Below are 24,539 nucleotides of genomic sequence, written 5' to 3'. Positions count from 1 at the left end.
GCAAATGCGGGGCGGCCAGTTTACAGGCATTATTCAAGTAAATTCTATTTATGGTTTTTGATTAATAATATAGCTGAAAAAACCAATTCATTTAACCCCTTTTCGCCAAAATACTATCATAAAGACAAGCAATAAATTGCAACAAGTTCATTTCTAGTGGGACGGGGTCAATCTAATCTGGTTTATCCACTCGATATCATACTTACCATTTCTCTGTATGCTTTGTTCCGAAAAATCCAGCATTTCAATATCTATTACATTAATGTAGTATAATTATCACATATGAATGTATTATCTTTTAAATTTTATTCTTAAGTTGCAAGAAAATTACTTCCCATATGAGAAACCTTTTACGAGCCAAAGTCTACTTACTATTATTCATAATGTTCGTAGCCGTTACTATTTATTCATGTAAAAAAGACACTAGTACCGACTATGAAAACCTTCAAAAAGAACTTAGTGAAACCTCTACAGCGGCTATCGTTCGAGCTAAAGATGCGTTTATAAACCAATCAGTAGACAATCGGGTTCAACTTACCGGAAAATCTTTGTTATCAGACAGTTTACTTAATCATCGTACGCTTTTATGGAGCAAGGCATATACAAAAATTAGTGGAGACACTGTTTTTGTATTCATACCTGTAAAAATACCTGTTACCTTAAATGTAGCGAAAGGAGATTTAGCGGGAACTCGTCTTACCGACAATTTATTTCTTCGAATGATTGATTATGGAAATGGGTTTACACCAAAGCTAACTGAAATGGTTAGTATGATTCCAGACGATTCAAGCGGATGGAATATTACACAAAAATTTAGTGGACTACTCCTCCTGGAAAATTGGTATTCTCCTTTTTCAAGCTTTATACAAGTTTCTAAAGGACAAGAAGTCGCTCAGTCAAACAAAACGATTTCTAATGGAGCAGCGACTACTGAAGGATATTTTGATTGCAAGACTATAGGCGTTACACAATGTGTTGGCGTTGAGGGTTATATGGTGTGTGAAACCCACACAGTTACCACTTGTCAAGGCGGTGGAGGTGGAGGCGGTGGTGGCACTGGAGGTGGAGGTAGTGGCGGTGGAGGTTTACCACCACGAGGAGATGGTCCTGGTGGGGGCGGTGGTTCAGGGACAGGTAAAAAGGTAACTATAGCTAATAATGCTAGGGATTGTGTTAAAAATATCTCTTCTATGATAGAAAGTAAGGCTAGTAATATGTTCAGTTGTATTGGAGATATTGCAGGAATGACTAATGTTGTGTCTTCGGTTGCAATTGGCCAATTATATGCAAGTAGTAGTTATAATATAACAATTTCTGAGGCCGTAATACCAAACACTACTGGTATTGACGCCTCCGGTAATGATGTTTTGACAATCACGAATGGCTCAACTAGCCCTATAACTGGTAATATTACCTTAAATTCTAATGTTTTAAATGATGCTACAGACTTGGGGGTCGCTGCAACAATGATACACGAGCTCATGCACTCATATTTCATATATGGAATCAAACATACCACAGGTAGTGAAAAATTCTTTTTTCAAGATATGAATCAATACCTTTATGATGATCAGAGTTATCCTATTACTGAACAATATGATGTTGCCCAGCATGAACAAATGGCTTCTACTTATGTGAATTCAATGGGTTCCCTCCTACAGGCGTATGCGATCGAACGTGGTATTCTTAGTTCACCCGATTCGAGCATTGACCTCGCAACTTATTGCAAAGATATAATATGGAGAAATTTGTCAATGTCTCAAAGTAAAATCAAAGCCCCGAATGCTGCTAGAGCAAAAGCTAATGGCGCTCGTGAAGCAAATAATCAATCAGGAACAAATAAAAAAGGATGCTAATGAAATCTCTAATTTTGTATTTTATTTTTTTTATTAATTACGGCTGCAAAGCTCAACAAGAAGTATCCAGACAAAATGCAATTCCTGTAAAGGTTACTTCTTTATTTACTGAAGTACTTTATAACTTAGCAAATAGAAAAGATAATGTCGAAAAGAATGGTTTAACAATCTGCATTCCTCGCTTTTCTAATGAGGGAATGCAATACTTACCAAGTTTTCTTAGGGATGGGGGATTAAACCAACTTTCAGATAGTACAGAATGGCTATTTGTTAAAAGCTATCTAATAAGACCTAAAAATCTTCAACACCAGCGTTTTGATAAACTAGAGGTTAAAAAAAAATTAAAAAGTAAAGGCGTTAATCTTTCAGAGCATTCTGGATTACGCATGGGATTTACTCCATTCATTTTAAACGAAGCAGAAAATAGGGCTTGTGCTATTTATTATGACTTTTTTTCAAATGCACTTGGAGAAGGAGTAATTGCAAATAGGATAATAGCTTTCTATAAATATGAAAACAATAAATGGATAAAAGTAGCAACATTACCCCTTGCTATTGAATAGTATGTATGGGGGATGAAAACTAGGCATTTTTATAATTTTAGAGCACTAAATATTCAACCACTTTAAAGTTATATTAATATGGTCTTAGCGGATTAAGAGAAATTTTTAGCACAAAGTTCATGTATTTTTTTTGCAAAAAACATGTCCCTTTTTTTGATAATTTAATCTAAATTTTAATAAAGATTGTGCGTGGATACTTGCTAAGACAGGAATAATTAAAAATCTACCTGAAGAATCTAAAATCAATGACCAGGAAAGAGATACCACTAAACCTGGATACCGGGCACAAAATGTCCTTAAAAAATATTATGAAAACAGGTCTTAATTTTCTTATCATTCTTCTGTCTATAAGTTTACTATATACAGATATGGCGATTTCACAAACAAAAAAAGAGAGCATAAACACCTCAGCCCCAAAAAATTATCTCTTTTGAGAAAAGTTTCAATAAAATTTTTACACAAAGCGATAATTTGTGTTCAAGATTATTAAATGACAGCGTAACTATTTATGCTACAAATTTTAGGATAGAAGTGATTAGAAAAGGTAGTGAAACACTTGTAACAAAAAACAGAGCGGCTGATTCACTTGCTTATAAACTTTTTCCAAAATATCCTGAATTAAAAAAGACTAACTTTATTGAACTTTTCAATAAATCTGATCAAAAAATTATCATTATTATGCCTGTAATGGTATACGGTGCAGATAAACAGAAAGTGAAATACAAATATATAAAAGGAAATCCGTTGACGAATATGAACACAGCTATTAATGCCTTGAAGCCATCTTATGGTAATTTTTATTCAAAGGAAGATGTTTTTAGCAGATTAATTATAGCAAGGGTGCTGAAGTGCGAAATTCAACATACTTAAATTTGCTAAAGGAAGAGCTAAAAGCGGATATTCAGTAATTACCAGTTCTGTAAATTGAGGTCGTCTATTTCCTTAAAATGCTTATCCTTGGTGTGTAACGTTAGGTCAAATTGCTTTGATACAGCGGCTATCCACATGTCATTCTCCGGTATTGGCTTACCTTTTTGCAACAAGGCAGTTTTGATTAAGGCATAGTGATTTGCTGTTTCATCATCAGCAATAAGAACATTACACCTTTCTAGAAAAGAGTTGATCTGTTTAATGTGCTTTTTTGGGTTAGCTGATCTGTAAGCACCCAGATATAGTTCTCCTAATACAGCAAAAGGAATGTTTATTTCCTCCTCTAATGTTTCAAGAAACTCTGTAATTGTTGGATTGCCTTTAAACAACTCAATAACGATATTGGTGTCTAATAGATTACTTCCAGTCATCTGGGTGGATTGTTTCACAGGATTCTGAAATTATACGTTCCATTTCTTCCGCCTCGTCCTTAGACCAGATTCCAGAAAAATCTTTTAAGCTTGGTGTTTTCTTAACTGTTTTATTATTGGTATTCTTTAATAGCTTCTCCAAAGCAGATAAAGTAGCTTCACTCTTTACTTTGAGCATTTCTTCTATCAGATGTAATTTACGTGTCTCTATGTGCATGGATATGATATTGGGTGTTAACACAAAAATAAAGAATTATTTCTACAATAACCATACCTCTAAATCCTATGAATATGAGCAATGATTTCGAGTTTTAATCTTTTCTTGATCTTTATTTATTAATAAACCTATATCCCATCCTTAACCGATCAACAAATTCTTTAAAATCACGTTCATAGTGTTTCTTTAGTACTAAGAGCTGAAATTGGCTTTGCTGAAAATAACTGACCAGTTGGCTATCATTAAGAGAGTTCAACAGCACATATTTTCTCGGGCTATAGCTTAGCATAGCAAAGAAAGCGGTATTGAAGTAATATTGTAGCGGATGTATTTTTCCTTGAAGCATTAATCGAAGTTCCAGTTTATAATAATCACCCATGTCTTTCCATAGAAAACAGATTTCTGGTGTTTCATTATTAAAGGCGCATGGCGTCATATACGATCTTCTTGGCTTGCCTTTTACATTACGCATTCCATATGTATAACTGTAGTGTCTGCACAACCTTACTGAAAGTAAGGGAAGCGCCTTTTGTCATAGCTCAAAAAGCTGATTGAAATTATATTGGTTCTGTTCCTGTTTTTTAACAAATTTATTAGTATCATCTTTATATTCCGGGCTAGCAACCGAGGTTATTTTCTTCATGTCGAAGCAAATCTCCATGAGGTTTTGTTGTTCGTCCGAAAGATCGATTTCAGAAACTTGCATTTCATTAAGCACGTATGTTTTAAAAGCTTCTTACCTCGGTTTTAGTTTGCCATTCATTATTTATTGAATGGCAAATTATTTTTACCCTAATTTAGGTAGTGTTGTGATGATTATAATCGGAGACTAGAAAAACAGTTAATAATTCAAAATCCTGACTCTGGTGACCTTTTTATTTACTTTACAGTAAGTAGTTTCAATAGGTTCTGATTAAATCCTTGCAATTTTTTTTCAAGGGCGGAAAAGAAATTACGATCAAACTGTTCAACTGTAACAACAGCGTCCTTAATTATCTTTTTTCCATTTTCTGTCAATGATACAGTTTTTGCCCTTGTATCAGTCTGGTGTTCCTGTCTGCTCACCATATTCTTTTGTAGCAACGTTCTCAGTACAGTCGAGGTAGTCATAGGGTCTATTTTAGTATGCATGGATAACATAATTTGCGTCACTTCCTTTTTTTCTAGAGTTAGCCAATGTATGCTGGCCATAAGTACAAACTGCGAATGGGTAATATCGTATGGCACCAGTGCTTTTTTTATCTCTCGCTGCCATAAATTAGTAACCTGCCATAACAAAAAGCCGGTACTTTCTTCTGGCTTATCAAAACTAAATGTGTTGTCCGATGGGTTCATGTTGTAGCATTTTAGAAGTAATCAGATTAAAATCATTTTCTTTGATTTCGAGGAAGCCAAAGCGAAAAGGATAACCCCATTTCTTTTTGTTTAGTATAAATTCAAGGTCATTGATTAATGGTGCAATCAAACATTCCACTGATTTTAGAAATTCAATATTTCGCCGGAAGGGTTTAAAATTCTCCGTCATTTGAAATTGATATATTTCATCATCAGCCACTTGTCCAACAGCAGTAAAAGCTTGTAGCTTTTCATTTCCTTCCATTGTAATTTTTGAAGAGTAAATAATCAGATAATCACCTTTTTTCATTTGTTTTAGGGGTGTTTGCTTACCATGACAAACTTGAATAAAGTTACCATTTACACCACGTTGCGCGTGTTCTTTTGAAATGGCTGCTATCCAGTATTTTGTCGTGTTCATAATTTTGAAGCAGCTTTAATTTGATCTTGCATATCATTTGGCAATCCATCGACAATTTTCTGAGCAACTATTTTTATCCAAAGGAAGCCCAAAAAACCTTTAACCGTTATTGTATTGGTTATTCTTAATCCATCTGCAGTTTCTTCAAATAGGTGATCATCAAACATTTTGGCCAGCGGAAAATGTGTAACATCAAGAAAATGCTTGTTTTCCGTGGTTTCAAGCAGTTTTACTTTTACACTTGGCCCGCCTTTTGGCCTCAAGATAAAATGGTTTCCTTTTTCAAATTTGCCTTCCATTTTAGCAAATTCAATTCCGTTATCCCAAATGTGCCAATTGTTCACATCAGCAAAAAGTTTCCACATTTGTTCTTTTGTAACTTCCTTGGTTACGATAGAATGAGATTTTGTCCACATAGTTATTATATAATAATTGCAAATATAATAAGTTAACTTACATTTTGTGAATTTATTTCAGGTACAAAGCTGTTCCTGTCAATGAGGTTGTAATTAGGAAACAGGCTACTATACCAATGAGGTTTTTGACCATGCCCCGAAATGGTGGTGATGTTCGTTTTTTACGGTGATGACCATAGGCATGGTGCCCACGAGGTCTTTAACCTGATCGATCTGTTGGCTGATCTTCTGGTTGTCATAACGCTTGCTGGATTTTTCTATCTGGCCAGAGTGTTCGCTAAGGTCTCTTTATATTGTTCTAAAAACAACTTAAAATCTCTGGCAGTTCGCTTTCAATGACTTCCATCCGCTTAACTAAGCCCAGAATAAGCTTTTCAGCCATGTTTACTTTTTATTTTAATTCGTCGTGTTTCATTACACACCTGATTCAGAATGAACAATGTCATTTGTTCCAGGCCAGGTTGCTACCCTATTTTATTATTTTGCTTAAAACATGTCTTGAAGACATACCATTTTCGAAACAAAAAAGTTCGAAACATTTTTTTGTTTCGTGAAAATTTGTTTCAAAATCCTGAAACATTTTTTCCTGAAACTTTTTTTTGTTTCAAGGAAAAATGTTTCTAAATGTGGTAAAAAAAAGCCATAGCGTCACTTTTTTCTCTCAAAATCAATTTTAGGCAGCGTAGATTGAAACGAAAATTTTCAGGAGAAAAGATTTCTCAAATTTTTATTTGTATACATAATCATGCAACTAAAGATGATATTAATGACGTGAAATTTATTGGGGTACCAGGTCTTGAATGATTCTTGGTGGCATTGAAATGTTTGTCGATAGATTTTCAACAAGGGCAACGAATTAGCTAATGAAAAGGGTCTGCAACCCGCTTTTATTTTGGTTTATAGTCCCAATTTATGCTTATATCCATAGAGGCGCTGCGATTAATGCTAACGCACTGAGGGATATCTATCAAATGTTATGGCCATTATCTATTTAAACAGTACCTGGTTCAAAATCAGTATCCCAATAAGTCCGATAACTGAAACCAGTGTTTCCATCAGCGACCAGGACAAAAACGTTTGTTTGATAGATAATCCTAAATACTCTTTGAATAACCAAAAAGAGGAGTCATTTACGTGCGAACAAAACAGGCTTCCTGAGCCAACCGCGAGCACCATTAAATTTGGATCGGCACCATGAGGCCCGATAAGCGGAAACACGATGCCGGCAGCGGTGAGGCCGGCTACGGTAGCCGAACCCAGGCAAAGTCTTAGCACAGCCGTGATTAACCAGGCCAATACTAAAGGTGGTAAGGTCAGCCCTTGCAAAATTGCAGCAAGGCTGTTGCTCACTCCGGTTTCTACAAATACTTGTTTCAAAATGCCTGCGCTACCGATTATTAAAAGGATCATCGCGATATCTTTTGTTGCATCAACATAAATGACCATAATGTCAATCAGCTTTTTACCTGACCTGATCCCAAGTGTAAAAGTTGCAATGCAAATGGTTAATATCATGGCAATCGTTGGATCACCGATAAATCCGGCAAAATTTACAACAACCATATGGTCACTACATATCCTGTTTATCAGCGTGGTACCCAAAATGATCAGTACAGGCAACAATGCGGAAACCACACTATTTGTTATCCCCGGCAATTCATTATCGGGCAGTTCATCGGCCCGCAAGGTAACTGTTGGGCTGGATTGCATATTTATTAATATTCTTGCGAAAAGAGGGCCTGCAATAAGTATAGCAGGTATGGCCACGATTAAACCATAAACAAAGGTTTTAACCAAATCTGCATTAAATTGCGTCACTAAAGCCATGGGCGATGGATGAGGTGGTAAAAAACCATGCATTACGGACAGCGATGCGAGCATTGGCAAGCCTACATATACCAGGGGTAACCTGTAGTTATACGCTACCGAAAAAATAATTGGAATAAGCAATACAAACCCAACATTGTAAAATAATGGAATGCCCACTATAAAACCGGTTAAAGACATGGCCCAGGTGATGTATTTATAGCCAAATGTTTTTTTTAATACCGAAGCTATTTTTTGAGCAGCACCACTGGACGCAACGAGTTTTCCGAGCATGGCGCCCAAAACGATGATGATTGCCAGCGATCCTAATGTATCTCCTAATCCTTTATTAACAGTTTGCGGAATACTGGAAGCGGGCATACCCAACAATAAAGCTGCCATTACCGATACGATTAAAAATGCAAGAAAGGTATTCACCTTCGCCCAGGCAATTAATAGTACAAGTATTGCTATACAGCCAAAAAGAATGAGTACATCCATGTTTTTGCTTTAATGGGAGTCTCTGGTTACGGCTGAACCTGAGCCGCCTACTAAAAAGTCCAGATCAGCACCTTTATCCGCCTGCTGAACATGTTTGACGTATAAATTTACATAGCCACGTGTTGCATCAGAAGGTGGCTGTACCCAATTGTTTCGCCTCAGGGCTAACACTTCATCACTCACTTCAAGGTGGATACGTTTATTGGCTACATCCAGCTTAATGATGTCTCCGTTTTCTACAAGCGCTAAGTTTCCACCAATAGCAGACTCAGGCGATACATGCAGCACAACTGTACCATATGCCGTACCACTCATCCTGCCATCCGATATCCTTACCATATCTGTTACGCCTTTATCAAGTAGCTTTTTTGGTAATGTCATGTTACCCACCTCAGGCATACCCGGATAGCCGACCGGACCGACCGTTTTCAAGACCATTACACAAGTTTCATCGATATCCAAATCAGGGTCATCTACTCTCGCATGGTAATCCTCAATGTCTTTAAACACAACTGCCCGTCCTCGATGCTGCATCAAAGCTGGCGTAGCTGCGGATGGCTTGATCACCGCGCCGTTAACTGCAAGATTACCTTTGAGTACGGTAATTCCGGCTTCCTGAATGATCGGCTGCTCAAATTCATAAATCACTTCCTTATTGTAATTTATTCCTTTATCAGCAATGTTCTCAGCATGCGTTTTCCCGCTAACCGTTAGGGTATCCATTTTTAAAACAGATTGCATTTGTTTTATAACAGCAGGTACACCACCAGCATAGTAAAAATCCTCCATCAAAAATTTCCCTGAAGGCATCAGATTTACGAGCAGCGGCATTTTACTGCCAATATCATCAAAATCATCTAAGTTCAGCGCTACACCCATACGCCCTGCAATAGCGGTGAGGTGAATAATAAAGTTTGAGGACCCCCCCACAGCTGCATTTACCTTAATGGCATTTTCAAAAGCATCCCGTGTGAGTATTTTAGAAATTTTCAAGTCTTCTTTAACCATTTCAACTATTCTCCTTCCGGATAGCTGAGCAAGCCTTTTTCGCCGGGAATCAACTGCAGGTATAGCCGCACCACCCGAAAGGCTCATGCCTAAGGCTTCAACCATGCAGGCCATCGTGGAGGCCGTTCCCATGGTCATACAATGGCCAGGACTACGGGACATGCAACTTTCTACTTCTGCATATTCATCGTAAGTAATTTCGCCTTTTTTTAATTCCTCTGTCAGCTTCCAAACACTTGTTCCTGAGCCGATGTCATGTCCGTGATATTTTCCGTTTAACATGGGGCCGCCGGGAACCACAATCGTTGGTAAATCTACACTTGCCGCTCCCATTAGGGTAGAAGGTGTCGTTTTATCGCAGCCCGTAAGCAGCACTACACCATCAATAGGGTTGCCTCTTATTGATTCCTCTGCATCCATACTGGCCAGGTTACGGAACAACATGGCGGTGGGTTTCATGAGCGTTTCACCCAATGACATGATGGGAAATTCCAGCGGAAAGCCGCCAGCCTCTAATACCCCGCGACGAACACTTTCGGCAATATCACGCAAGTGGGCATTGCAGGGTGTAAGTTCAGACCACGTATTACAAATCCCAATTACCGGTCTGCCATCAAACATGTCTTCGGGCATGCCCTGGTTTTTCATCCAGCTGCGATAAATGAGGCCCATCTTATCTTTTTTGCCAAACCAGGTCGAACTTCTATATGATTTCATATTCCAGAATATACTATGTTGCGCTATTTTTTACTTCCTTATTTAGATTTCTCGCTAGTAGACGTATTTATTGAAAAATCGTTTCACTCGCTCCGGCATAGGTTTAGGAACCTATCATTTGTTTGCCAATGTTTATCATGCAACGGTATTGATCAGTGAACCAATCTCCGGAATGGTTATTTTTACAATATCGCCGCTGTGTAAAGTAAAATCATCGGCGGGGATGATTCCTGTACCTGTCATTAAATAAGTTCCATGAGGGAAATCCAATTCCCGAAACAAATAAGCCACTAAGTCCTTGTGCTTACGTTTCATTTGATTAATGGATATTTTCTCCTTAAAAAGAACAGCAGAATCCCTTGAGATTTCGATGCTGATATTCGTATCCGGATCTATTGGTCCGTTTGTTACTAAAAGGCAGGGACCTAAAGCGGTAGCCCCGTTATATGATTTTGCCTGCGGCAGGTAAAGCGGATTTTCGCCTTCGATGTCCCTCGAAGATACATCATTGCCTATGGTATAACCTTCTATAGTGCCTGCTGAGCAAATAAATAAGGTCAGTTCCGGTTCAGGTACGTTCCATTTAGAATCTGCCCTGATCCGTATGTTTTCTCCGGAGCCCACTGTACGGTAAGCTGGTGACTTAAAAAAAAGTTCCGGCCGGTCTGCATCATATACCCTGGCATAAAAATCCCCGCCTTTTGCTTCTTTTGATTCCTCTATTCTGGCTTCCCTGCTACGAAAATAAGTTACGCCGGATGCCCATACTTCCTGGTTACCGATGGGTGTTAAAACAGCTGAACGGGTGAGCGCTTGTAAATCTTCGTCAGGTTGGAGGTATTGCAATTCATTGCTGACCACTTTAAAGAGATTGCTTCTATTTACAAACCTATCCCAGCTTTTCTCTTCCGTTAAAAAATATTGGTTATTATGGTTGATAATAATCCCGCTAGAGGTGTTATAAATTCTCATAATTATTTGGTTAAGTTTTTTGGACCGAAAATTAGTTTGAACTTATTTACGTATCCAGGCGGTAAAATCGAAAGGCAAATAAATCCTTTTAAAGCACATTTACGGCATAATGTTAATATAATACAATAAAATGCTTCAATACTAAAATTGCTGGTTTGCGGAGCATAATTTGATCATTATTAACGCATATACTTTTTGATTTGAGCCTACCTCAGGTAAATTACCTGGCAGTATCTTAAAATAAACGGGCCATTAAAGCAAGTCAAGAATGCTGCTAGATAAATTTCTTCTCTTCAGTTTTAAGATAGTTGTACCTGTAGTCCATTGGATTTTTTTTGGTAAGCGCTTTAAACTGATGATAGAAGTGAGAGATATTGTTGTAGCCACAGGCATAGCCTACCTCAGTCATGTTAAATTCCTCTTCTAATAGCAATCTGCATGCATTTCCAATTCTCACTTCCATTAAAAACTGGATATATGTTTTCTTTGTTTTGGATTTAAAGTACCTGCAAAAGGAGTGCTTCCCCATGTTAATTAATGAGGCTACATCTTCTAATGCTACTTTTTGGTGGTAATGATTAAACGTGTATTCGAATATCGCGTTAATGCGGCTTTGATCAACGCTATTCACTTCTGGATTAAAGCCATTGGATGATATAATTTCATATTCTTTCGAAGCAGCTATTATTTCTAAAGCGGATAATAAATTGATCAACTTACGGGCAGGCGATTCGTTGAGCATTTCCTCCGCTATTTTACCAACCTTTCGTCTAGTTACTCCTTTTAAGCGCAAGCCCAGTTTGCTTGTGTTGAGCAGTTTAACAATCGGGCTAATTTCGGGGAGATTTAAAAATGCATCACCCCAGATGTTGTTTTCAAAAAGAATCACGATGGTTTCTCCAACCTTTTCGATATCGCTTTCCAGATATTTTTGTTCACACCGGAAAGTATGTGGCAGGTTTGATCCAAATAAAAATACGTCACCATTTTTAAAAGGACCCACGTAGTCGCCTATCAGGCAGGTGCCGTAGGTTCTTTTAACAACTAATAACTCACACTCAGGATGATAATGCCAGGCACTTAATATCGCATGTCCTATATCCTTATGGATATTAAAGGAATGCTCCGGGTTTGGAGTAGCCTTTTTTAACGTAGCTTTCATGTTTATAATTGGTTAATTACGAAAATGAAATTAGAAATTATGTGTGATATAATATCCATCTAATCACTTATTGAAGTGGATATATTAACCATGTCAAGCTTTTCTATTTGTGTATTATACCGATTCAATTATGAGGTGATATGATAAGTAATTGATAGACAGATGTGTTTTGGCGCTTTGTGAGGCGGTAACTAATATCAGGAAGAAATATCTATGTTAATATGTTACAATTTTTTGCTGTAATACTGAAATTGCTTTTCATTAAAGTTGTCTTTATTTGCTTGAGTAACATAATTGTTTCTAAACCAAATATAAAAGGAAAGTGATGCCTCTATTCTTCGCAATTATTTTCTTCAAATGAACTATTTAGCCTAAGCATTTTGCCTTAGATGATTAGAACAGAGATTGATTAATTAACCAAGCAATATAACCACATGAGATAGATTTTACTTACCATTCAACAACCTACAAAGTCGCTAAACGCTGCGTATGTTCCGAACTGACAGCAACCCCTCTTCTGCGGTTATTTAAGGCTGTTTATTAAAAATAACAATTCTAACCAAACAACAATTATGAAAAAAAAAATACTTCCACTAGTATTTATTTGTACTGTGTTAACGGTATTCATTCTTTTCAAGTCCGAGCGCGCATCAGCTGTTGGGCTAACAACCGGAGTCTTTAGTACGCCTTCAACAACCAAAAAGTTAAAAATAGCTTTTATAGGAATCACAGGTAAAGTTACCGATGAACAGGGCATTGGTTTGCCCGGCGTAAGCATAGTTGAAAAGGGAACGCGGAATGCTGTGGTAACCAATTCATCTGGCAGCTATACCATAAATGTTGCCAATAACAACGCGGTATTGGTGTTCACATCCGTTGGCTATAAGCCCATAGAAATAACAGTAAATACAAAAACCGTAGTTAATGTGTCTATGGTAGCGATTACAAATGCGTTAAATGAGGTTATTGTAACCGCACTCGGCATAAAAAGGGAGGCCAAAAGCCTGGGGTATTCAGCTCAAAAAGCCGACGTAGAGGCATTACAAACTAACCGTACAACTAATCTCGCCAATTCGCTTGAGGGCCAAATCGCCGGACTGGATGTTTCTCCACCTGCCGCAGGGCCAGGCGGGAGTACCAAGATTCGTTTGCGCGGACAATCTTCTTTCACCGCAGACAATTCGCCACTGATCGTAATCAATGGCTTGCCAATGTCGCAGGGTGCAAGCAGCAGTAATGGTTATACACAAAATGTGGATCAGGGAGATAATATGCAAGGCATCAATCAGGACGACATCGAATCGATGACTGTTTTAAAAGGATCTACCGCTGCAGCCCTGTATGGTTCTCGTGCCGTTAACGGAGCAATTATTATTATAACAAAGTCGGGATCAAAAAATAGTGGAATAGGTGTTGAGTTCAACTCTAATTTTACGATAAACCAGGCGCTGGATTATACAGATTTTCAATATGAATACGGGCAAGGTGAAAATAACATTCGTCCCTCGTCACAAGGAACTGCGCAGAGTTCCGGCGCCTGGAGCTTCGGTGTGCCGTTTGATAATGTACCTACCTACCAATTCGATGGTGTGCAGCGTCCTTATGCGCCTGTTAAAGATCGGATAAAGACGTTCTTCAGACTTGCACCATCGTGGAGTAATACAGTGGCAATTTCCGGCGGTAATGACAAAGGAAGTTTTCGGGTGTCACTTTCTAATCAAGATGCCCAGGGCATAGTACCAAACAACGATTATCATAAGAAGATTTTTAACGTTGGCATTAACTATAAACTTACTGATAAGTTATCTGCACAATTTTACGTTAACTATGATCACCAATTCAATAACAATCCGCCACTGGTCGGCGTACAGGGAAATGCAATTCCTACATCAATTTACAGGCTGGCTAACTCCATTTCTTTTGATGTACTCCAGGCAGACGCTATAGATGCCAACGGAAATGAAACACCTACTTCGAGGTTTGCTACCGTTACCAACCCATACTGGATATTAGCGAACCAATTTCAAAGACAAACAAAAGATCATTTGTTGGGTACTGCCGTGGTGCGCTATCAGTTTTTCGATTGGCTATATTTTCAGGGCAGGGCAAACATGGACCTGTTGCACTCTACCTATGAATCAAATACGCCGACGGGTACGCTGGCTGTATCTGCAGCACCATCAGGACTATATAATGGTAGCTATGGGATAAGTACATCAAGTACACGCCAAAATAATTTTGACTTCTTGCTGGGTGGTGGGCATAAGTGGAAAGATTTTTCATTTAATGCAACGGTAGGTGGGAATAACTTTCCCTTAATTACGTCTACATTTAACGAGGCGGTAACCAACTTTTACATCAGAGGTTTATATACCATTGGGAACGGTGTCACGGCAAATTCGAGTTACAACTTGACTAAACAAACCGTAAATTCATTGTATGGTACTGCAGAATTGTCCTACAAAAATTTATTATACCTCAATCTTACCGGCCGTACAGACTGGTATTCGGTACTGGCGAGAGATATAGATCATTATTTCTATCCTTCAATTAGCGGAAGTTTCGTTTTTTCTGAATTACTTCCAACAGCAAAATGGTTAAATTTTGGAAAGCTTAGAGTTGCTGTTGCAGAAACGGGAAGTGCCCAGGGTGTTGGTGCCTATAATGCATTAACATTTTTGCTTGCCCAGAATTCATTCAATGGGCTTCCTTTAGGAAGTATTAACGGAACAGCTTCACCAAATACCCAGATTAAGCCTTTTGGCGTAAATGAAAAAGAAATTGGTATCGAGTTGCACATGTTCAACAACAGGGTAAACCTGGACGTAGCTGCCTATGATAAGAAAACGACTAATCAAGCCGTTCCAATAAGCCTGTCTGCAGCAAGCGGATACAGCACCACGCTGGTTAACTTAGGTGGTTTGGACAATAAAGGATTAGAATTTAACCTGGAATTAATACCTGTCCAAAATAAAAACTTTACCTGGAAAACGGCTTTTAATTCTGCTTTCAATTCTTCAAAAGTATTATCATTAGCGAACAACCAATCGCAACTTGTAGTGGGCAGTCCTGAGTTTTTTGGTTCTATTGTCCATGTGGTAGGTTTACCCCTTAACCAAATTGTAGGTTCAACTTACAAGCGGGATGCTTCCGGAAATATCGTATTATCGGGAGGCAAACCCGTGGCAAGTGCTACACCAGTTAATTTTGGAAGTGGCCTTCCTACAGCAACAGGGGGGTGGCTAAATACATTGAATTACAAAGGCTTTACCTTTATTGCCCATATTGATTATAAAGCAGGTGGTAAATTACTATCGAGCACCAGTTTAAACTTATTAAGAGAAGGTTTATCAAAAGAGTCTTTACCTGGACGTGTCGGTGGCGTAATTTTTCCGGGCGTAAACGCTACAGACGGATTACCAAATACCACTGCTGTAAATGCAGAGGATTTTTATGCAAATTATCGTTCAACGAATATTTTAGATCCCTTTATTTACAACTCGAGCTTTGTTAAACTAAGAAGCCTTTCGCTGGGATACGATTTGTCTAGATTTATCAATAAAAAATATGTGAAAGGCTTAGTGCTATCTGCCGTATGCCGTAATGTATTGATCATCAAGAAATATACGCCGAACATCGATCCCGAAGCAATAGCCTCAAGCGGAGATAACCTCACGGGTTATGAGCAGGCATCGCTACCAACAACACGTACTTACGGATTTAACTTAAATGTAAAATTCTAACGCTTTATACAATATGAAAAATTTAATCAGAATTATAGCCATCGCCATTTGGGTTACAGTAATTTCCAGTTGCAATAAAGGGTTTGATAAGTTGAATATTAATCCAAATAATCCGACAGAGCTCGACGCGGCATTCTTGTTTACCAGTGCACAATTTGGAACGCATGGAGCCACGATGGAAACTGAGCCAACCATTGTGCAGCAATTTGTAAATCCATTTTCGGGAGTCACTTCGGCATTTAATTTTAATCAGCTGAATCAAACCTATACTTCGCAAAATTGGAATGCTGAATATACGGGGACAAACAGTGGCGCAACAAGCTCTTCAGGCCCTGTTCAATTACTGGTTCAAATCTTAAGCCAACTCAAAGGCAATGCTACAAGAACAAATTTATATAACGAAGCCAGAATCTGGAAAGCCTATCAATTTATGATGCTGGTAGACACTTACGGAAACGTACCCTATAGTGAAGCCGGACAAGCCTATTTATCAAATGTGCTCACCCCTAAATACGACAATCAGGCAGCGATTTATACCGACCTGATTAAAGAAGTTACGGAGGCAACGGCAGCTTTAGATCCGGCAAAGGATATTGTAAAGGCTGATGTGTTTTACGGTGGCAATATCGCCCAATGGAAAAGATTGGGTTATTCTTTATTACTTCGATTAGGGATGAGGTATAGTAAAATTGACCCTACCAAAGCACAAGCTATTGTACAAGCCGCCGTAGCTGGTGGTGTAATGACATCAAATGCCGACAACTGTTATCTGAAATACAATACCACTTACGTGAATCCCGTAAGCCAGACGATTACGGCGATAGCGAATACGTATTATTTAGCGGCTCCCTTTGTAGATCAACTAAAAAATAGTGGTGATCCGCGATTGAAATTTATATCCGGCAAATACGCAAACCCCTTAGCGGCACCAACAAGCGTACCAGATACCACATCTGCCAATCAGTTCGGACTTCCGGTGGGATATAGTAACGCTACTTTACCAACTGCCCCGGGATTTAGAGGTGCTAACGGTTCGGGTTTTAATTATTCACAGGTTAATTATAGTATTTTTGGTAGTTTAACCGCCCCGCAATTTTTCATCACCCATGCCCAAACACAATTGCTTTTGGCAGAGGCCGCTTTTAGAGGCTGGATAACTGGTGGCAGTACACCTGATGTTTATTATGCTAATGGTATACGGGCGGCGATGGACCAATGGACAACTTATAACCCGGCAGCCATCATTCCTTTAGCTACGCAAAATGCATTTATTAATCATCCTGCTAATGCTTATAATACAACAAATGCACTCAACCTGATTAATACGCAATACTGGGTGGCTTCCTGGGGCAATGGTACCGAGGCATTTGCTAACTTCAGGAGGAGCGGTTTCCCAGCTTTATCGCCAAATACCATCCCGGGACAAAATATAACTGGTGGTTTTGTTCGCCGGTTTGTTTATCCTACACTTGAGCTTTCTGCCAATGCAGCAAATTACCAGGCAGCAGTTGCAGATAATGGTGGACCAGATAATATGGACACACGCATTTTTTGGGATAAATAGATAAATCCTCAATAGTCATCGATCGTTTAATCAAAAATTACCGGCGACTATTCAAAGTGCACTCAAATGTTGCCTATTTAAAGCTAAATCTTCAAATGGATCCTGTAAATTTGTTTTACAGGATCCATTTTTTTGAGGGTTTTTGGTATCCGGTCTAATAAGGAGGGCAGACCGTAAAATCCATTAATAAATTGTTTCCTGCTTGCTTTCCTAAGTATAAAAAGTTTACTTCGCTGTAACCAATCAGATAAAACTTCGTCTACTCTAATAATGACCATACTATAACTTCTCAAATGAAACTAATTTCTTTCGCCACCATTTTCCTTTTACTGCTAGGTTCGATCAATATATCCACCCAGGCGCAGCAAATAACTGCTTCTGACAGTATCGATGTGTTTTTGAAAAATAAAATGCAGCAACGCCGCATTCCGGCATTACAGATAGCAGTTATCCGTGGTGGTAAAATCGTGAAAGACACCACCTTCGGAAAGGCCAATCTGGAATACAATATTAATGCAACCAACGAAACTGTATTTTCCATCAATTCTATTACAAAAGCTTTTGTCGGGATTGCCATTATGCAGCTTGCTGAAGAAGGAAAATTAAAAATTACCGATCCTCTATCGCTCCATCTGGGTAGCCTGCCCGATGCCTGGAGAAAGATTACGATACAACAGGTTTTGAGTCATATATCCGGACTGCCTGATATCATGGATGCCGATGAACAGGTGATGGGGCATAATGATGAGCAGGAAGCTATGCAAAAGGTAAAAGCCCTGCCCATTGAATTTCAACCCGGAGAAAAATTCAGTTATAACCAAACGGGTTATGTATTGCTCGGACAACTTATCACCAAACTGAGCGGGATGCATTTCACAAAATTCATTGAAGAACGACAATTTGAAGTATCCGGAATGAAATTAACCCGATTTGGTGATTCTTATGATGTGATTCCTAACTATGCAGGTGCTTATACTCTGACGAAACAAATGGGTAGTCGTTTCATCAGGAACAAAACACCAGGCCACGCTTATATGCAATTTCCAGTCTTTTTCAGAACTGCTGCCGGGATTCAGTCTAACGCAACTGACCTCGCCAACTGGATTATCGCTTTAAAAGGTGGAAAGCTTTTAAAGAAACCTGCTAGTGTGGATACGTTGTGGACACCTGCCAGACTTAATAATGGGAAAATTGGTGGATTCAATTTTTTAACGAATGGTTATGCGCTTGGTTGGCCAACGGTTACCCGTGAAGAACACCCTGCAGTCGGACCCGTAGGCGGAGGCAGATCTGCTTTATTTGTTTATTTAAAGGATGACCTTTCCATTGTGCTATTAACCAATTTAATGCAGGGAAACCCGGATCAGCTGATCGATGAAGTTGCGGGTTATTATATTCCGGATATGCATGAAGCCAATGGCTTTGGTTTACCCGCCAACCTGAAAAAATTAAGAGCCGAACTGTTAAAGCAGGGCTTTGATAAAAGCCTGGCTGTAGTAAAAAAATTAAAGAAAAAAGATTCAAACTTTCAGTTAAGTGAGGCTGAACTTAACGGCTGGGGATATCAGCTTATCAGCCAAAAGAATTTACCAGCCGCACTTTCTATCTTTAAATTGAATGTAGCCTTATATCCGGGAAGTGCAAATGCCTTCGACAGTTTGGCCGAAGCCGATGAAATAACGGATCACCAAGCAGAAGCACTGCTGAATTATAAGAAGTCGCTGGCTTTAAATCCTAAAAATAAAAATGCGGCAGAAAGGATCAAAGCAATTGAAGAGAGCATTCTTAAAAAAGCACCCGTTAAAAACTAAAATCCATCTGCATAAAAAAAAAATCTCCGTCAACAAAGAAATTAATGATTTAAAAGATGGTGTCAGGGCATTTCATGCTGTTCTGATGGCTGGAAGTCAATTTTCCGGATATAATCATGAATAGCTTGAAGTGGTATAACCATATTGACAATATAATGTCCGTCATCATTCAGGCCATGAAAAAAATCCAATCCATTACCATAGGCGGCAATTAGGCGTGTACTGATATTTTTAATTCCATTGTTAGTGCCTATTTTTTTGCCTGCACCATCTACCAGGTTATCGCTATGAATATGTAGTTTATCTTCATCAATGTATGTAGCCAGTAAAGCCGGATATGCCTCAACGGAAAGATTTCCATGTTTTAAAATGTTTTCCATCAGACTCAACAATACCAATGGGACAAACCTTAAGTCCATTGCATCCTCATCAATATAAACATCAATAAAATCTTTGAAATCCATTCTTGCCTTATGTAAATCAAGAAGCTGTTTAACCTGGTGCATTTCTTCCCCTAGAGCAATCAATTCATCCTCTCCTGAATCAATGGCGAATCGCATAATATCCGACAGGGTAATAACAGCATCTCGTGCATGCTGAGGATTTCTGGTGATATTGTTATACACATAATTTAAGGTATTGAATAAAAAATGTGGATTAATCTGTGCCCGAAGAAAATCATTTTGAGCTTTGGCAAGTGTTTTGGCTAGTTTTTCTTCCTTAATAAGGCCTAAAAGCCGCTGTTCTTCTAAAAAACTGCTGTGTTTCTTCTCGTTAAAATAAGTTTTTATAAAATAATAGGCCGTGGCAAAGCCTGTAAAATATAAACTTCGGTATAGATCATCCAGGATAAAATTTCTATCCAGAACGACCTTCTTCAGGTGTTTAACGATTCCGTTTGCTACCAGAATGGTATCAACAGCATAGTTTAACAATACGTAAGCACAAAACAGCACCACCATGGCCAATGGCAACCTGATGATGATTAACCTCTTTGAAGCCAGCGACCATGGAAGTGCTTTATCTGATACCACATAAAAATAGGCAATGATAATTCCATAATGAGCGGCATAGGTAAGCGGATGCCCAAATACCCCGTACCTCAATCCTATAAGTAGGACTTCATAAGTGATAAAAGCAGACCAGGCCAAAAGATGTATCCGGTATTTGCGCACTGATTTGATGATAAACTTTTTCATGTATTGTCAGGCTTTTAAATAGGATTCATATCGTTCTGTATAACAACTTTTTAAGGTCAGTTTCCAAGCCATAAGTTTCAAGAAAAAAACCATGAAACAGGCAATTAAACTATCTAAACGCAGAACAATTTTCATTTTTAAATCGGTAAAAGTTCAATCTTACAGTACAGATCCCACCACATTAACCTCCAGCATTACGGTAACTGGTATGTCAGGAATTTAAATTAATTATTCAGGTGTAGGCTTGTCTACCCTACGCCTGGGTTTAATTAAATACCGATTTATAAATTCGTTAAAATCTTTGCGGTAGTAATCTCCAACCGTTATCTTCTGCCCATTATCCATGATAACCGTATTTCCATCCACCGCATCTATTTTCTCCCGGTTTAAAATAAAACTTCTTTGAAACTGTATGAATCCCCTGGCCTCAACCAGCCATTTTGAAATTTCAGAGAGCGACATATAGGTGGTAACGTTTCTTCCGTTTTCTAAGCGCAGCTGAACATAATTCAGTTTACTTTCCACAGCGACCACTTCTTCAAACCTGATTTTCACAAGTTTCAGGCTATCCTCCTTACTTTTTACAAAAAAGAAATTTTCCAATACCTGCGGGGCAACAGGTTCTGCCTTTTTTATACTATCAGGAAAAACACGTTGCATGGTTTCGAGGAACTTTCCGAGTGAATAAGGCTTGAGCAGATAGCCATCTGCCTTCACTTCAAATGCCTGATAACCATATTTGGTATGCGCCGTGGTTAAAATTAACTTGTTCGTTTTCTGCCTGATTATGGAGGCCAGTTCTATTCCGGATAAGTGTGGCATATCCACATCCATAAAGATCAATTCCACATCGCTTCCACAACTTAATTCTTTTAAGGCCAATACCGGATCAGTATAGGTAGCCATCAGATTAAAGTCCGGCAAATGTTCCATGTAAACTTTTAATCCTTCTATAGCGTGAGCTTCATCATCTACAATTACAAAACGGTACATATGCATATCAAAACTCCTAATATAGTTTAAATACTATATTTAACAAATGTATTTGTCATAATTATCAGAAGAATTTAGTAATTACCAGTTAAGTCAGAACATGTCAAATCTTAAATATAAACACTGGTCACTATATTTTTTAAGTGTGCTTGTCAGCTATTCAAATGATGAGACAATAGCGCCATCATTCACCGGCTGATCTATACTTTAGCTTGTACTTAAATGCCATTTTACAAAAAAAGCTCCACGTGATGTGAAGCTTTTCATAACCCTTTAGGGATTTAACATGAGTATTTAAATGAACTTTCAGACATGTTAAGGGAGTCAGAAGAAAGTATACTTTATAGAGATTAAAGCTTAAATGCGATACCTACATTCAGCAATGCCAGACTCTGATAACCCAGTTCTGTAAATACACTGGTTTTAGTAGAGAAATAGTATTTACCTCCTGCAAACAAACCAAAACCTATACCGCTGCCTGTAGTGCCGCCAAAACCCTGGTCATTGCTTGTGCTAACCACTACATAACCAAGACTGGCACCCCCATAAACATCAAACTTTGGATCCAGCTTAAACAGTTCATTAAAATGATACGAACCACGCGCACCGATATAAAAAGCATTTTGCTTAAAGCTATAACTTGAACCCGGAAAGTCTGAATTATACTTAGAACTCGCATAAGCTACTTGTCCACCTACGCTGATTTCATCCGTAATGCCTTTTTCGTAAGATACACTCGGATTGACCGGCAGTGACGAAGAGTAACCTGAGCCAAAAAACGGGCTCCCGATGCCAATACCTATATTTAACAGGTTATCTCCCTTGCCATAAGCCCTAAGAGAAGAGGTATTGTTTCTGGAAGCCATCGTTTTGGTTTCAGTTTTCGCCTTCGGCGTAGCCTTACTTTTAGATTTAGACTGGGCTGATGCAATAACGCCAAGAGCCATAAAAAAGGACATCATTAATAATTGCTTTTTCATTGAGATCAATTGAATTACGGTTAAATAAAATGGATGTATGTGAATTATAATAGGCCTTTAAAAACCATTTAAAAGGTTGGTCAAAGATAAACCCGTGTCAATTACCCGTCCTATACCATTTTTTAGGTAATTTTTTATCATTAGAAATGGGATTTTAGGAGTCAGGGTGCTTGCATTTAACAAACTTATCCAATAGGTCCGATTGTTCTTTTGCTACGGACTCACGCTTTAATGGTTAGTCCCTGCTTCTTATTAAAGGTTATGCCAACTTTTTGTAGTTCTGATATTATCAATCCGGAAGGGTTTTCTGGCTCAATGTCCAAGCTTATGGTAACAAACTTTGTTGTCTGGTTTATTCTTGATTTAAAAAATATCTCTTGCCAGCCGTGAATGAGATTGTTATTCGGCAATTCAGTGTCTGGGTCAATGGCCTCAAAATTGATTTAGAAAATTTTGTCCATAGGCGCCGCCTACTTAGATTAAAATAGAATGATCATAACAGGTCGTTTTTTCATAAATCACGAATTTAAATTCTTAAAAGCTAACAAACCATCAATTCATTGCAAATTATTCAGATAAAATTGAATAAATCCTAACTTTATCGCTTAAAGTTTGTTCTGTTGTTATCAGGCGAAAATAGCGGTAGCGGTATTCTATTTATAAAATTTGAACCCTCCGTGAACAGCATTAAAAATCTTATATGAAAAAAGTTGTCATCATTGGCGGTGGCTTTGCAGGGCTTAACCTGGCTAAAAAGCTATCAAAAAGCACATCACATCAGGTTACCCTTGTAGATCAGCATAATTACCATTTCTTTCCACCACTATTATATCAGGTTGGGACTGCTTTTATTGAAGCATCCAACATTATTTATCCTTTCAGGAAAATGTTTCATAATCAAAACACCCGTTTTTTTATGGGGGTATTGAAAGAGCTACTTCCTGAACAGCATAAGGTGGTGACTGATAATGGTACACTTGATTATGATATTCTGGTACTTGCAATGGGGACGGAAACCAATTTTTTCGGAAATGATCGCATTAAGGAGCATGCTTTGCCCATGAAAAGTATTGACGATTCGCTCCGGATGCGCAATCATATCTTACTTCAGCTGGAAAAAGCAGTGCGGTCTGATCAGGATATTGACAAAAAGAGACTTTCCAGTATTGTCATTGCAGGTGGCGGACCAACAGGTGTTGAGCTTGCCGGCATGATGGCAGAAATGGGTAGTCATATCATTAAAAAAGATTATCCGGAAGCAAAATCCGGTTTGGGTAAAATCTATCTGGTTGATGGCTTGCAAACACTTCTGGCACCAATGAGTGATAAAAGCCAGGCAGAGGCCATTAAGGTGCTTAAAAACCTTGGTGTAGAAATTATGCTGGGTAAACTGGTGCAGAATTACGATGGACAGGTGGTATCACTTTCAGATGGTACGGAGATCGAAGCAGCAACCTTAATCTGGGCTTCAGGTGTAATCGCCCGCGAAGTTCCGGGGCTGCCAAAAGAGGCAATAGGAAAGGGACGAAGGATTCTTGTGGATGCATTTAATCAGGTGGAAGGCTTGAAAGGCGTTTATGCCATTGGCGATCAGTGTATGCAGTTGAGTGATGCTGCTTTTACCAACGGACATCCACAACTCGCGCAAGTGGCCATCCAGCAAGGTGATTTGCTGGGCGAAAATTTGTCGGCGGTTGATCATGGCAAACCAATGAAGGCCTTTAAATATAATGATAAGGGCTCAATGGCCATTATTGCCAAGTTTAAGGCGGTGGTCGATTTGCCAAAGGGATTTTTCCGGGGATTTTTTGCCTGGCTGGTTTGGTTATTTATCCACATTATTCCAATTGCTGGTTTCAGGAACAAAGCGAAGCTGGCTTTCAACTGGTTATGGAGTTTCATTACCAATGACCCAACTTTAAGGCTCATCATCCGGCCAGATGAAGAGGTAGAGAAGAAATATTAATCATTAAA

20 protein-coding genes are annotated in these 24,539 nt (G+C 38.6%); 7 read left to right on the top strand and 13 right to left on the bottom strand.

The genetic code is table 11. The features are described from left to right. The first annotated feature begins 383 nt into the window (after nt 1–383). The 3 genes from OQX64_RS07270 (at nt 384) to OQX64_RS07260 (ending at nt 3,289) form a co-directional block, all read left to right on the top strand. Nucleotides 384–1,856 (top strand): hypothetical protein, encoded by a 1,473-nt coding sequence (locus tag OQX64_RS07270; RefSeq protein ID WP_265818231.1) that lies wholly within the window; start codon nt 384–386, stop codon nt 1,854–1,856. Beyond that, nucleotides 1,856–2,419, top strand: coding sequence for a hypothetical protein (locus OQX64_RS07265; protein ID WP_265818230.1), 564 nt, complete (start codon nt 1,856–1,858; stop codon nt 2,417–2,419). Before OQX64_RS07270 ends, OQX64_RS07265 begins: the two co-directional genes overlap by 1 nt. A gap of 471 nt (nt 2,420–2,890) precedes the next feature. After that, the gene (locus OQX64_RS07260; protein ID WP_265818229.1) at nt 2,891–3,289 is read left to right on the top strand and encodes a hypothetical protein; all 399 of its coding nucleotides are present in this window, start codon (nt 2,891–2,893) and stop codon (nt 3,287–3,289) included. Nucleotides 3,290–3,327: 38 nt separating this feature from the next. Here OQX64_RS07260 and OQX64_RS07255 read toward each other — a convergent pair whose 3' ends face one another. The 10 genes from OQX64_RS07255 to OQX64_RS07210 form a co-directional block, all read right to left on the bottom strand. After that, nucleotides 3,328–3,720 carry a type II toxin-antitoxin system VapC family toxin gene (locus tag OQX64_RS07255; protein ID WP_265818228.1) on the bottom strand — a complete coding sequence of 131 codons (393 nt, stop codon included), beginning with the start codon at nt 3,718–3,720 and terminating at the stop codon, nt 3,328–3,330. Then, nucleotides 3,707–3,937 carry a hypothetical protein gene (locus OQX64_RS07250; protein ID WP_265818227.1) on the bottom strand — a complete coding sequence of 77 codons (231 nt, stop codon included), beginning with the start codon at nt 3,935–3,937 and terminating at the stop codon, nt 3,707–3,709. Before OQX64_RS07250 ends, OQX64_RS07255 begins: the two co-directional genes overlap by 14 nt. A gap of 112 nt (nt 3,938–4,049) precedes the next feature. Continuing rightward, nucleotides 4,050–4,409 carry a hypothetical protein gene (locus OQX64_RS07245; RefSeq protein WP_265818226.1) on the bottom strand — a complete coding sequence of 120 codons (360 nt, stop codon included), beginning with the start codon at nt 4,407–4,409 and terminating at the stop codon, nt 4,050–4,052. A gap of 407 nt (nt 4,410–4,816) precedes the next feature. After that, nucleotides 4,817–5,272, bottom strand: coding sequence for a MarR family winged helix-turn-helix transcriptional regulator (locus tag OQX64_RS07240; protein ID WP_265818225.1), 456 nt, complete (start codon nt 5,270–5,272; stop codon nt 4,817–4,819). Then, entirely contained in the window at nt 5,247–5,693 is a 447-nt protein-coding gene (locus tag OQX64_RS07235; RefSeq protein WP_265818224.1) for an EVE domain-containing protein, read from the bottom strand. Before OQX64_RS07235 ends, OQX64_RS07240 begins: the two co-directional genes overlap by 26 nt. After that, a complete protein-coding gene (locus tag OQX64_RS07230; protein ID WP_088301526.1) occupies nt 5,690–6,109 on the bottom strand; it encodes an SRPBCC family protein in 420 nt (139 codons plus the stop codon). The genes OQX64_RS07235 and OQX64_RS07230 overlap by 4 nt, the downstream gene beginning before the upstream one ends. Before the next feature lie 987 nt (nt 6,110–7,096). Further along, complete coding sequence (locus OQX64_RS07225) at nt 7,097–8,416, bottom strand: gluconate:H+ symporter (RefSeq protein ID WP_265818223.1); 1,320 nt, start codon at nt 8,414–8,416, stop codon at nt 7,097–7,099. A 9-nt stretch (nt 8,417–8,425) separates the two neighbouring features. Further along, nucleotides 8,426–10,141: an IlvD/Edd family dehydratase gene (locus OQX64_RS07220; RefSeq protein WP_265818222.1), complete on the bottom strand. Its 1,716-nt coding sequence runs from the start codon at nt 10,139–10,141 to the stop codon at nt 8,426–8,428. Between the two features lie 135 nt (nt 10,142–10,276). Next, complete coding sequence (locus tag OQX64_RS07215; protein ID WP_265818221.1) at nt 10,277–11,113, bottom strand: fumarylacetoacetate hydrolase family protein; 837 nt, start codon at nt 11,111–11,113, stop codon at nt 10,277–10,279. A 274-nt stretch (nt 11,114–11,387) separates the two neighbouring features. Next, nucleotides 11,388–12,275 carry an AraC family transcriptional regulator gene (locus OQX64_RS07210; RefSeq protein WP_265818220.1) on the bottom strand — a complete coding sequence of 296 codons (888 nt, stop codon included), beginning with the start codon at nt 12,273–12,275 and terminating at the stop codon, nt 11,388–11,390. 572 nt (nt 12,276–12,847) lie between these two features. On the opposite strand from OQX64_RS07210, the gene OQX64_RS07205 reads away from it, so the two are divergent. From OQX64_RS07205 to OQX64_RS07195, 3 genes are all read left to right on the top strand, one after another. Next, nucleotides 12,848–16,018: a SusC/RagA family TonB-linked outer membrane protein gene (locus tag OQX64_RS07205; protein ID WP_265818219.1), complete on the top strand. Its 3,171-nt coding sequence runs from the start codon at nt 12,848–12,850 to the stop codon at nt 16,016–16,018. A 13-nt stretch (nt 16,019–16,031) separates the two neighbouring features. After that, a complete protein-coding gene (locus tag OQX64_RS07200; RefSeq protein ID WP_265818218.1) occupies nt 16,032–17,582 on the top strand; it encodes a SusD/RagB family nutrient-binding outer membrane lipoprotein in 1,551 nt (516 codons plus the stop codon). A 293-nt stretch (nt 17,583–17,875) separates the two neighbouring features. Continuing rightward, nucleotides 17,876–19,393, top strand: coding sequence for a serine hydrolase domain-containing protein (locus tag OQX64_RS07195; RefSeq protein WP_265818217.1), 1,518 nt, complete (start codon nt 17,876–17,878; stop codon nt 19,391–19,393). Between the two features lie 62 nt (nt 19,394–19,455). Here the strand turns inward: OQX64_RS07195 and OQX64_RS07190 are convergent, their stop codons facing one another. The 3 genes from OQX64_RS07190 to OQX64_RS07180 form a co-directional block, all read right to left on the bottom strand. Continuing rightward, nucleotides 19,456–20,592 (bottom strand): sensor histidine kinase, encoded by a 1,137-nt coding sequence (locus OQX64_RS07190; RefSeq protein WP_265818216.1) that lies wholly within the window; start codon nt 20,590–20,592, stop codon nt 19,456–19,458. 228 nt (nt 20,593–20,820) lie between these two features. Next, complete coding sequence (locus OQX64_RS07185; RefSeq protein ID WP_265818215.1) at nt 20,821–21,585, bottom strand: LytR/AlgR family response regulator transcription factor; 765 nt, start codon at nt 21,583–21,585, stop codon at nt 20,821–20,823. A gap of 350 nt (nt 21,586–21,935) precedes the next feature. Then, a complete protein-coding gene (locus tag OQX64_RS07180; RefSeq protein ID WP_265818214.1) occupies nt 21,936–22,565 on the bottom strand; it encodes an outer membrane beta-barrel protein in 630 nt (209 codons plus the stop codon). A gap of 700 nt (nt 22,566–23,265) precedes the next feature. Here OQX64_RS07180 and OQX64_RS07175 point away from each other — a divergent pair. Then, complete coding sequence (locus OQX64_RS07175) at nt 23,266–24,531, top strand: NAD(P)/FAD-dependent oxidoreductase (RefSeq protein WP_265818213.1); 1,266 nt, start codon at nt 23,266–23,268, stop codon at nt 24,529–24,531. Nucleotides 24,532–24,539 lie beyond the last annotated feature (8 nt).

It is taken from the genome of Pedobacter sp. GR22-10 (genome assembly GCF_026239715.1).
Lineage (GTDB): Bacteria > Bacteroidota > Bacteroidia > Sphingobacteriales > Sphingobacteriaceae > Pedobacter.
Note: the sequence above shows the minus strand (reverse complement) of the source record. Positions and strands in the feature narration are given on the sequence as shown.